At 60.1% G+C, this 10,854-nt stretch carries 10 protein-coding genes and 1 pseudogene; 4 read left to right on the top strand and 7 right to left on the bottom strand.

All coding sequences use genetic code 11. From position 1 onward, the window contains the following. Positions 1 to 11 precede the first annotated feature (11 nt). The 5 genes and pseudogenes from F3H13_RS02745 to F3H13_RS02765 all read right to left on the bottom strand — a co-directional run bounded on the left by F3H13_RS02745 (position 12) and on the right by F3H13_RS02765 (position 4,296). Positions 12 to 1,274, bottom strand: coding sequence for a nucleotide sugar dehydrogenase (locus F3H13_RS02745; protein ID WP_149797507.1), 1,263 nt, complete (start codon positions 1,272 to 1,274; stop codon positions 12 to 14). Beyond that, the gene (gene wecB, locus F3H13_RS02750; protein ID WP_149797508.1) at positions 1,271 to 2,353 is read right to left on the bottom strand and encodes a non-hydrolyzing UDP-N-acetylglucosamine 2-epimerase; all 1,083 of its coding nucleotides are present in this window, start codon (positions 2,351 to 2,353) and stop codon (positions 1,271 to 1,273) included. Before wecB ends, F3H13_RS02745 begins: the two co-directional genes overlap by 4 nt. 56 nt (positions 2,354 to 2,409) lie before the next feature. Then, positions 2,410 to 3,633 (bottom strand): glycosyltransferase family 4 protein, encoded by a 1,224-nt coding sequence (locus F3H13_RS02755; RefSeq protein ID WP_149797509.1) that lies wholly within the window; start codon positions 3,631 to 3,633, stop codon positions 2,410 to 2,412. A 35-nt stretch (positions 3,634 to 3,668) separates the two neighbouring features. Further along, positions 3,669 to 3,821: pseudogene (locus F3H13_RS02760) on the bottom strand (glycosyltransferase family 1 protein); the annotation flags it as partial. A 154-nt stretch (positions 3,822 to 3,975) separates the two neighbouring features. Beyond that, the gene (locus tag F3H13_RS02765) at positions 3,976 to 4,296 is read right to left on the bottom strand and encodes a MarR family transcriptional regulator (protein ID WP_149797510.1); all 321 of its coding nucleotides are present in this window, start codon (positions 4,294 to 4,296) and stop codon (positions 3,976 to 3,978) included. A gap of 403 nt (positions 4,297 to 4,699) precedes the next feature. Between F3H13_RS02765 and F3H13_RS02770 the strand changes: the two genes are divergently transcribed. The 4 genes from F3H13_RS02770 to F3H13_RS16075 all read left to right on the top strand — a co-directional run bounded on the left by F3H13_RS02770 (position 4,700) and on the right by F3H13_RS16075 (position 9,293). After that, on the top strand, positions 4,700 to 5,017 hold the full coding sequence (locus tag F3H13_RS02770) for a PadR family transcriptional regulator (protein WP_149797511.1): 318 nt from the start codon (positions 4,700 to 4,702) through the stop codon (positions 5,015 to 5,017). A 520-nt stretch (positions 5,018 to 5,537) separates the two neighbouring features. Beyond that, positions 5,538 to 8,393, top strand: coding sequence for an ArsR/SmtB family transcription factor (locus tag F3H13_RS02780; protein WP_149797513.1), 2,856 nt, complete (start codon positions 5,538 to 5,540; stop codon positions 8,391 to 8,393). Beyond that, positions 8,393 to 8,650 carry a hypothetical protein gene (locus F3H13_RS02785; protein WP_149797514.1) on the top strand — a complete coding sequence of 86 codons (258 nt, stop codon included), beginning with the start codon at positions 8,393 to 8,395 and terminating at the stop codon, positions 8,648 to 8,650. Before F3H13_RS02780 ends, F3H13_RS02785 begins: the two co-directional genes overlap by 1 nt. Further along, on the top strand, positions 8,643 to 9,293 hold the full coding sequence (locus F3H13_RS16075; protein WP_188127981.1) for a restriction endonuclease: 651 nt from the start codon (positions 8,643 to 8,645) through the stop codon (positions 9,291 to 9,293). Before F3H13_RS02785 ends, F3H13_RS16075 begins: the two co-directional genes overlap by 8 nt. A gap of 587 nt (positions 9,294 to 9,880) precedes the next feature. On the opposite strand, the gene F3H13_RS16080 is transcribed toward F3H13_RS16075, so the two are convergent. After that, positions 9,881 to 10,423: a winged helix-turn-helix domain-containing protein gene (locus F3H13_RS16080; protein WP_188127982.1), complete on the bottom strand. Its 543-nt coding sequence runs from the start codon at positions 10,421 to 10,423 to the stop codon at positions 9,881 to 9,883. A gap of 153 nt (positions 10,424 to 10,576) precedes the next feature. Continuing rightward, on the bottom strand, positions 10,577 to 10,854 hold a 278-nt coding region (locus F3H13_RS02805; protein WP_149797516.1), incomplete at its 5' end, for a zinc ribbon domain-containing protein.

Consider the following 10,854-nt stretch of genomic DNA (forward strand, 5'->3'; position numbering starts at 1 on the left):
TCGTACACCAACTACACTTGATACATGTCGAACCCAGCTGTTTCCCACCGATCTTCATCCAACATAGCCCGCGTGTCGACGATCACGTTACCGCGCATGTGATTGACGAACATCTTCGGAGAGAGTGCGCCGTATTCGGGGTGGTCCGTCGCCAGTACGGCGGCATCGACCTTATCGAGGCACTCCTCAACCGACGAGAGTTCGTAGTCGATGTCATCGCTGTCCACGTACGGGTCCGTCAATCGAAGTTCGTCGATACCTCTCTCCAACAACCCCTCGGCGATCACGAACGACGGGGTTTCTCGAACGTCGGACACCCCGCCCTTGTAGGCGACGCCAAGTAGCGCCACCTTCACTCCTTCTAGGTCACCGAGTGCCGCCGAGAGCAGTTCGATCACGAACTCCGGCATCCCGTCGTTGACCCGGCGAGCCGTCTCGATCAGCATCGGGATGTCGTTGTTGTGATTCAAGAACAACGGATCGATCGGAATACAGTGACCGCCGACGCCCGGACCCGGACGCAGGATCTCCACTCGCGGGTGTTTATTAGCCATCGCGATCGCTCCCCGTGAGTCGATCTCAAACTCGTGAGCCAGCTTCGCGATTTCGTTCGCGAACGCGATGTTCGTGTCCCGGTAGGCATTCTGGATCAGTTTCACGAACTCTGCCGTCGTGGCGTCGGCCGTCCTGATGTCGCCGGAGACGAACGAGTCGTACAGCGCGACGATCCGGTCGGTCGGCTGTCCCCCAACCGTGCCGATGATCCGGTCGTTCTCCCGTAGCTCTGTGAGAGTATTTCCGGGAAGTACCGTCTCTGGACTGTATCCGAGAGTAATTTCCTCGCTCGCGGAGAATCCCGATGCCTCGATCACATCCCGCAATCGACCCGCGGTCGTCCCAGGCGGGACTGTAGACGAGAGGATCACCGTATCATCCTCCCGAAGCTGTTCCGCGACCGCCTCACCAGCCGCCTCAACGTAGGAAAGGTCCGTGCGGTCGAGATTCTTGTCATACGGCGTCGGGACGCAGATGATATGAAACTCCGCGTCCTGCGGTTCTGAGACAATTGTCAACCCGTCCTCAAGCGCGCGCCTCACGAACCGGTCAAGATCTGGCTCCTCGATATCGAAGGAACCCTGCTTGAGATCAGACCGGTGTGCCGGGTCAGCATCGAACCCGTACACTTCGTAGCCGGAGTTTGCGAGGACTGCGGCCGTTGGAAGGCCGACGTATCCAAGCCCGTGGACACAGATGCGTGGGTCTGTCTCAGTCATTCGTATTCAAGCGTATCGAGGATCCGGTCAGCGGCTGTGCCGTCCCCAAATGGGTTCTCCCAGTTTCGTTTCTTCATCAGCATCTCGTGGACACCGTCAGCGACGTCGCCCGGATCCACGCCCACAACTAAATTCGCTCCGACATCAACAGTTTCGGGTCGCTCCGTATTGTTGCGTAGCGTTACACAAGGCGTCCGAAGGATACAGCTTTCCTCTTGAACACCACCCGAGTCAGTGAACACGATCGTCGCCTCGTCCTCCAACACGAGGAAATCGAGAAAGTCCTGCGGGTCCACTAACTGAATGGAATCAGGGACATCGATCCCAAATTCAGAGATTTGCTTTTCCGCTCGGGGGTGAATCGGATACACGACCGAAAGATCGTGCTCGTCGGCAGCCTGCGCCACACTATCGAGCAACCGCTCGAATCGTTCCCTGTCGTCAACGTTCTCCGCTCGGTGAGCAGTCAACAGCGCGAACCGCTCGTCGAGATTCAGCTCAGACAGGACGCTGCTACGTTCGTGAGCGATCTCGACGTTCTGTTGAACCGCGTCGACGATCGTGTTGCCGGTGACGGTGATCCACTCGTCGGGGAGTCCCTCCTGACGCAACTGATCCCGTGAGGTGTCGGTCGGCGCGAACAGGTGATCGGCGGCGTGATCGGATACTCGCCGGTTGATCTCCTCAGGCATGTCCCGATCGAAGCTCCGGAGCCCTGCCTCCACGTGGCCGACCTCGATGCCCTCCATCTTCGTCGCTGCGATGGTTCCAGCGAGGACAGAGTTGGTATCTCCCTGAACGATCACGACATTGGGACGCTCCGATTCCAAGACGGATTCGACCTCGGCGATCATCTTCCCGGTCTGCTCTCCGTGGCTGCTCGATCCGACCGCCAAGTTGTAATCTGGCGTCGGGAGATCGAGTTGCTCGAAGAACACCGAGTCGAGTTCCTCAGAGTAGTGCTGGCCAGTGTGGACGATCGAGAACGACACGTCCCGTCGTTGGCAGGCACGAATGACAGGAGAGAGCTTGATTATCTCCGGTCGTGTTCCCAAGACGAAACTGAGCGTAGAGGACATCGTGTGAATCTGTTGTATGGATAAATCCGGAGGTCGAATTTAAAAGCTCGTATTCGCTACTCGTCGAAACGATCCCCACGTTCGGTGATTGTTTCGAGATACTCCCCGCTGATAGAGTCCCAGTCGAAATACGCGTTGACGTACTCGCGTCCCGACGCCGCGAAGGCTTTCCACTCCTCAGGGTCATCGCGGAGTCGCCTGATTGCCGAGACCAGTTCCTCGTTGTTGTCGGGCTCGATGGCGATCCCGGCGTCGGCGTCCATGAGGATGCGTTTCGCCTCACCTCGAACGCCGAGGATCACCGGAAGTCCTGCCGCCATCGACTCCAAGAGCTTCGAAGGGATCACCGTCTCGAATATATCGCGAGGCTTCAGATGGACGAGAGCAACGTCCGACTCGCGAAGGATGTAGGGAACCTCCTCTTTCGGTCGTCGGCCGGTGAACGTCACGTTGTCCAGATCGGCTGCTTGTGCTTCCAACACGTCACGCTCGGCCCCATCACCGACGATCACGAACTGAACGTCGTCAAGTCCCGGAGCCGCCTCCAACACGATCGACAGACCGTGTGCCAGCCCGATCGTTCCGACGTACGAGATCGTGAATTCGTCGTCGAGATCGTTCAGAACTGGCGAGCCGTCTCCCTCGACATCGTAAAACGCCAAGTCGATTCCGTTCGGATGGAACGCGATCTTCGATCGATCGACGCCACAGTCCACGATGGGCTCGATGAATGCCTTCGATACGACGATGAGATGGTCCGAACGCTGATAGAGGAACGTCACTGTACGCTCGAGCAACCAGATCACGAGCTTGTTGTCGAAGTCGCTGACTGCGAGGATAGATTCAGGCCACAGGTCGCGAACCTCAAACACGAATGTCGCTCGCTTAACCCGCGCAATAACCCAGGCAGAGATACCCGTGAGCGGTTGCGGCGACGTCGCAATTACGACCGACGGCGAAACGTGTCGAAGTCCAACAACCATCGAGATGAGCATGAACCAGACGAACTTCAAGCTGCGACGAAGGAGGTTCCCACTAGGCGACGTGATCGTTTTCGTATAGAATACGTCCACGCCATCCCGCTTCTCGTGTCGCAACCACTGGTTATCGTACCCATCATAGATCTCCCCTTCCGGATAGTCCGGCGCAGAGGTCAACACGGTCACAGATGCCTCCTCCGACCACCGCTTGGACAGTTCGTCCCATCTCGTCTGGGAGGCCCCCGTCTCAGGTGGGAAGTACTGCGTTACGACGAGGATCGAATCGGATTCGTCCGTCATTCTTGTAGACTACTGTCGTTTCGATCTTGGAGTGACTTGATCCTCGGCAACGACTCGTCCGCACGCGTCGTGAGCACGGTCACGTCGTGATCCATTCCGGCCTGGTCTCTCAACATCGCGTGGACGTGGTAGTCTCCCCTGCCCTTCGTGTCGGGACAGATCCACGGCGCGACCTGGAGGATTCGCATTATCGACTCGTACCCGACGCCAGCAAACAAACGTACCGGTTCGGGTTAGTCACGAATCTTGTTTAACCAACAACCGCTCTCGGATGGAGTCCGCTGTTGGTTAAGTAAAATATGATGACGTGGAGTAATTCACGCCGATTCAGAAAGTCGCCGCTCAGCTGTCAGTAACAGCGTCACCAGTAGAACCATCGTGAGTATCCTCATCAGTCTCTTCATCGATATACTGCCAATCTTCAGTGTCCAAACGTCCTTCAAGATATAACTCGCCGTCGTCAGTAATCACATAGACACCATTTCCAAGATGATCAACTAATCCCTTTTCGGCTAATTTCTTACATCTCCGATCCACCTGTTGGCGTGAATATCGGATCGGGCCTTCTCGCTTCATTTTGGTGGGAGAACCGGATTTATGTTCAGTTAGATACTCTAGGATACGATCATCTGCCGCAGTCATCCAACTACCCGCATATCTCATAGGGCACTCTGTTGTTCCAAGGTCTATATTACGGTCGGATCGCACCCCTAATAGTTTGTAGCTATTTAGATAGACTCCGTAATATTGATAAGACAAGAGCGTATGTGTCTATTCACGGAACCCGAGTGACGAACCCTCGGCTCATGAGAAAGTGTAGAAACCCCGGCCGCGGTGTTGTAGCACCCGGCCGGGACGGGTTCTGTGCGCGATCACAGAACCATGCTAATGCTGGCAACTGCGGGGCTTAAGCCCTGCGAGACGACTGACGGATCGAACAGTAACAACTCCGGCTGTAGTTTGTGTCCCAACTCAGCCGACGGCTACGACGCTACCTTCGACGGCCCACTCTGTACACCGTGCGCTGCGACACGCAGCGTCGACGAAGACACCGTGGAGGACCACAATGTCTAGCTCCGGCGAGAACGACGATATCTCGCTTGCCGGTCTCTCAGCCACCCATCGCGACCTGCTCTGGGTACTCTCTCAGACTGGCCCCAGCGAGAGCGGTCCACTCTACCACGCACTCACCGACTACTACACCGACGGAATCGACCAAGCCCGAGTCTGCGACGCCCTCGAGGAGCTCATCGAACGCGACCTCGTCACCAAGCAAACCCACAACACGACCGAGTACCGACTGACCGAGTCGGGCCGTCGCGCACTCTCTGCGCGCCAAGCGTGGGAAGCTGGCACTCGCAACGCTGCGGGAGAACACGAATGACGCGCCCCAGCGATCCACAAGCCGTAGATCTCTCCCAACTTACGCGCATCTCACTCGACACCGACCACCCGATCTGTCAAGTCTGCGGCCAACCGCTCCACGAAGGCGACGACATCACCGCCTACGCCTACCGCGCGGCCGGCGAGCCCGCGTACGCGATCGGCTATGTCATGTGCGGATCGGATACCCACGAACACCCGACCGTCTTCACCCGCGGTGTTCGCGAGTACGTCCTCACGGGCCACATCGGGACGTGTTCAAATACCCACACGCAATCCACAACGTACGTCCTTCATGATCCGACTGCGGTCGTTACGAGTCCCACGACGACCGCTGAGCCACAGATCCACCCAGACGCCCCAACACCACGAGACCCAACCCAGCCGGCACGGCAGGAGCCAACCCCACTTCTCACGGCTGTGCGAGAACACGCCCGCTCCGATGGTGGCTCCCCACACGAGGGGTCAGAGTAATGCTGGCCGATCTGATCCACCAGCCCATCACCAGCAGGTGATCGGCTATGCGAACACGCCAGCCTGCGGCCCGTAAGCGAGGGGTCCGACTCGTTAGCCACAGCACGGACATCTCCACCGAGGGAATCACCTGTCCAGCAGTCTCACCCCGGCTGACCGAGTGGGTACCAGCGCTCCTCGCCAAACTCAGGCCATACACCGAGCGGACCATCCGCGAACACGCCACCACGGATCCGTGGCGGACGAGCTCCCAGCTCCTCGCCAAAACCCTGCCAGCGTGGCAGAACACAGACAACCCATGGACCGACGACGTCGCTGAAGCCGTCGCGTACACCCGCGCGATCACGACACTCGCACTCACCTATCGAGACGAACCCACCAGTACACGCAGTCCGTACCACCAACAGCGACACGCGGACCTCACCGACACAGTCACCAGCATCGGCACGGGGCGCGGTCCGGTCAACGCCGACCTCGGCGCACTCGCGAAAGGCCCGGTCGCCCTCCATCGCGAACTCGACGATCAGCCACGTGCCCTCACACTCCTGTTGGACGGCGACGCGTGGACCAGCCTCACCGACCGCCGCACGGGCGTCCGCGCACTCGCGGCGATAGCCGTCCTCGCCGACGGATTCGACGTTAGACTCGTCGCCTCCCCCAGAGTCCACCGACATCTCTCGAAGCGGTATCCCAACTGGACCGAGTGTCACCTCGATCTTACTGCCAGCCGGGATCGGTCCCCCCATACTGACCACGCTCAAACTGTCGAAGCCGCGTGGGAGGCCATCCGTGATCTCGACGCCGAGCCAGGGAAACGCCGGCTCCTCGGGAACCTCAAGACAGAGTACGACCGGAGCTACCGGGAGCTCACCACCGACCACGCGATCGATGTCGCCGACGGCACAGTTAGCAGGTATGTCCTCGATCTCGAAAATCGTGACCTCGTCACGATCGACCGCCGTGGCCAGCACAACACCGTCCAACTCACCGACCTCGGAGAGCTAGCCGTCCAGCAGTGTCTCGACGACAACAACGACCTCGTCCACCCGGATCAGCGCCGACTCGATGGGCGTCTTACTGCGACCCCTCAGCAATCTACAAGTACAGTGTCGCCCCGCCGAGAAGGAGAAGAGCCACCCACTCCCGACGAGTGGGTGGCAGCAACCGGCGACCCCGACGCAGACGCCGACTACGTCCAGTGGCTCACTGGTCCTGCAAACGCCCCAACCAACCTCCACGAGCGAGTCAACACCGTCGCCCACGACGATGCTATCACGCTCGTCGACGACCAGCTCCACGCGTTCGACGACGGCCGCGTCACATACCTCAGTCACACCAACGATGACACCCACGTCGTCCTCCAGTGGGGTGGCCCCTTAGCCACCCTGGGACGTCTCGCGGGCGCCTTACTGAGCGAGAAAGCCCTCTCGAAAATCCTCTCCTCATCACGACTCGGTCACGAATTCGAAGCGATCGACGACGACACCCAGACGTATCCCACGGACCGCATCCTCCGCCGTGGCCACCAGGTCGGCTGGTACAGCGACGCCGAAACCACCTACGGAGCGTGGCGCGAGCGAATCACAACGGTTCGAGACCGCCTCCTCGCACAGGTCGCCGAACTCACAGACAGCGACGACACCGTGGCCCGCACCAACCTCTTCGAAGATCTCCACGGCCTGATCGCTTCAGCAACCCAGCTGTATCACGCAGCCGGCATCGATCTCACGACCACGCTCAGAGTGCCCGATACCGACGCCCTCGCACGCAGCCCCACCCACCTCCAAGACCTCTGTGAATTCCTCGCCAAAACCGCCCCCAAACAGTCCATCTACGGGATTCACTCAGGGTATCGCATGCTGTTCGAAGACCGGCCCGCAAAGCTATGCCGGCGACTCCCCGCCGAAACGGACCACGACGCGACGATGGAGCTCACCATGTCGTGGGTGGTTGCCGGCCCGACGATCACGGAGCTCCACGACGAGATCACCGATACCCTCACGAGGGAACTCACAACGGTCCGGGAAGCGATCGCCGACGGCACCGAAGCCGCACCGACACTCGAAATCCCGGTCGTCGACGGGACGACCTACCCCGCCATCCGGCGGGTGATCGACGAGATCGCGATGACCCACGACGCCCAGTGGACACCCCGCGAGCGCCAGCGACTCGTGCGGCTCTGTCTGCGCTCGTTCGGCCCGGCGGACACCCACCAAGCGTGTCCGTACGACGTCGTGGTGAGCCTGCTGCGAGCGCTGAACGAGTCTCGAACGCCGACGCTGGCCGCGGTCGAGCGCGCAGCGGCCACCCTCCCACCGGAGCACTTCCGACCCGAATTCACACCGACAGCCACCAAACTGTACGCCACCCTGCTGCGAGCCGACGGCCCACTCGGCCGCTCGGAGCTAATCGAGGAAGCAGGCATCTCCGCGAGTAGCTATGACCGACGGCTCAGCGATGTCCGCGGTCTCGACCGTGTCACGCCCGTCCAACAAGGGGGCCACCGCCGGTGGACCACGACGAAGCCGACGCCACACCCGAAGACACCCCCAGTAACGGCGTGGCTCCCGGCGACCAGCGATCAGCCCGCGCCGCCGCTGGTGACGTATCGGCAGTCAACCACACCCGCCGGGCCGAACAGCCCGGCTCCCGACCGCACAGGGAGAGACGATTGCGGTAGGTGGGACAGACATCCACCACTCTCGATCACCACCAAACCCACCGGAGACACCGATGACACCACGCGTCCAATGACGACCACCAACCAGAGCCGACAGCCGAACAGCCACGCCCACCAGCTCCCAGCCACCCAAGACCACCCAAATACCATGCCACCGACGACACACCCGACAACAGCAGTCGCAACGCCACAAACACGACTCCCGACTGGGGGTGACCAATAGTGAGCGACCAAACACTCGATCTGGAGACCACCATCAGACGTGATCGCCCGACAGCGACGGATGGAAGTATTCAGGTCAGCACCGACAGCACCGACATCACGGAGGGATCGCGTGTCCTCCTCGGCTTCGGCGATGACCGCGAGGTCACCTTCGCCGTACTCACGCCGACAGAATCCCAAACGATCGCCACAGCCCTCGAACAGGCAGCCCAGCAGGCAGACGCCGCAGACACGCTCGAGGACCCAACCGGTGAGTGACGACAGCGCCGATTTCACGGACGAAATTGACATCGTGGGAATCCCCGACGGCGAGGATCCGGACCACGATCCAACCAACGGTCGCTGGCTCGAGACTCGGGTCGCCGAGACACTCGAACAGTGGGGGTACAGGACGGCCCGCAACGAGTACTGTTTCGGGCTCGAAACCGACGTGATCGCCCGCCGAGACGATCTCCGTGGTGACCCTGACGATTTTCTCGTCGTCGAGTGTAAAGAATGGCACCAAGTCCCGGTTCAGCGGGACGCCGTCGAAGCAGTCGCGCTGCGGGCCGCGCTCATGCGGGCAATGCCCGTCCTCGCTGTCGCGCGCCGTGTCAGTGCGAGTGCGTGGCGGTTAGCCCAACTACTCGACGTGCGGATCGTCACCGAACAGGATCTCTACAAAGGCCGACTCCCACCGCTGACTGAACGCCGGCCGCCGAGTGGAACGCTCCACGTACGGCGGGAACCGTTCATCCACGACTTGCGTGACCGGCTCCCGCTTCTGGTTCACCGTCGAAGCGGTCTCGACATCGAAGCCCCTGTCTTCCACATCGCGGATCACGGTCCGTGTTACGTGCCGGATCGAACGGGCAACGACGAGTACGTCAAGGCCGCCGACAGCGACTACGAGTTCGGGTAAGAACGAACACTGGAGGAATCACGAACCATCCCGCATAGTGAGGCGAGCGGCGAGGGCGTCTAACATCTCCCACAGAAGTCCAGACACCGAACCTGCGTCGAATGAGACTGGTTCGTACGTGTATGGCTCATTCACGTCTTCTCGTTCCTGAAAGTGAAGCAGGCCGTCGATGTGGGGATTCGGTTCACAGTGGAAGCCACAATCGAAGCCAGACGATTCGCTGTAATGAAGTGTATAGTATGCCTGAATCGGGGTTCGCATCCACGTGTCACTCGTGCGATCAGCGTCCTCTGGCCCGGGTGACGGGTCTGGAAGCCACGTGAGTCGGAGGGAGGCAGTCGATCCCGAACGACCGAACCAAGACGGATCAAGCGCAGCCTGTAGTTCTCGGTATTCACTCGGTGGCTCACCTGTAACCGACAGCACGGCGGGATGTCGCGCCAACTCGCCACGCAACTCGCGAAGGATACGATGTCGATCCCGTCCTGACGTGGTTCCGCCATCGGAACGGACACCGTCTGCCTGGGACTGAGAATCAGCAGATTGGTGACGTGGAGACTGGATATCCGGCGCACCCGACTCATCAGTCATACGGTGAGCGACGACTGGTCAGCAGACCACGTATCGTAGTTTGTGATCGCATCTTGGACGAGAGAGAGGTGATACCGGGCAAGTTCCCAGTCGCTTGCGGCCTGCGTGAGTTCATACGCGCGCTCCGCAGAGACAGGCTCTGCGGCCGCTCGTTCCCGGAGTGTATCCGGTGTGTCAGCATCGTATTCTGTTTTCCATGCCGCGATATCGTCTTTTAATACTGCGGCCTGCTCCGAGAGTTCTTGTTTCGTCGTCCCTTCAAGTAATTCACGAATATCGCGGAGTCGAGTGTACAGTGGATCCGGATAGTAGTGCCGGGTCCCACTGTCGTCGCTTTCCGCCACGACACCGAGGTCAACGAGTCGGCGGAGGTGATCTCGTGCCGTATTCGGGGACACGGCTGCTTGCTCTGCGATCCACGGTGCGGATCGGGGCTCCGAGAGCGTCATCGTCACCGACTTGACTCGATCAAACGCCGATGCGTGTTCTTTCCAGGTCTCCATCCAGCCAGCGTCGTGGGGCGGGTCTGAAGGTGACATACGTGGTTGTACCGCCTCGACAGTAATAGTTCTACTCCCACGCAGATTATTGCGTTATATTTGCGACCACAAGAGTACTGATGGTGTGGGCCGGACACAACATTGACATCCTCCCCGCGCTAAAGCGCGAGGATTCCTCCGTTGGGGATTCGGCTACCGACCCACGGAGGCAACTTGCGGGTTCGTGCGCGCTTCTTTGGGACTGTCGTGAGGGTGTGGTTTCCCCGACCAGTCGTGGTCGTCCCACTCGAATCGCACGGGCCGTGCCATCGGCCTGACTTCCGTATCGCTGTTTTCTCGAAGGAACGTCTCCGACGCCGTGAGATCGGCATGCCCCTCGAACCCACACGGACACGTCAGCGTATCTCCGTGGCGAACCGTCTCCTCGTGGTCGCTACACTCAGGACACGTTTGAGAAGTCCACGCTTCCG

It is taken from the genome of Halorubrum xinjiangense, from assembly GCF_900102375.1.
GTDB lineage: Archaea > Halobacteriota > Halobacteria > Halobacteriales > Haloferacaceae > Halorubrum > Halorubrum xinjiangense.

Coding starts and splice junctions, on each gene's coding strand:
- F3H13_RS02755 (WP_149797509.1), bottom strand. CDS start 3,633: ATGACGGACGAATCCGATTCGATCCTCGTCGTAACGCAGTACTTCCCA.
- wecB (WP_149797508.1), bottom strand. CDS start 2,353: ATGTCCTCTACGCTCAGTTTCGTCTTGGGAACACGACCGGAGATAATC.
- F3H13_RS02780 (WP_149797513.1), top strand. CDS start 5,538: ATGCGAACACGCCAGCCTGCGGCCCGTAAGCGAGGGGTCCGACTCGTT.
- F3H13_RS02745 (WP_149797507.1), bottom strand. CDS start 1,274: ATGACTGAGACAGACCCACGCATCTGTGTCCACGGGCTTGGATACGTC.
- F3H13_RS02770 (WP_149797511.1), top strand. CDS start 4,700: ATGTCTAGCTCCGGCGAGAACGACGATATCTCGCTTGCCGGTCTCTCA.
- F3H13_RS16080 (WP_188127982.1), bottom strand. CDS start 10,423: ATGTCACCTTCAGACCCGCCCCACGACGCTGGCTGGATGGAGACCTGG.
- F3H13_RS02765 (WP_149797510.1), bottom strand. CDS start 4,296: ATGAGATATGCGGGTAGTTGGATGACTGCGGCAGATGATCGTATCCTA.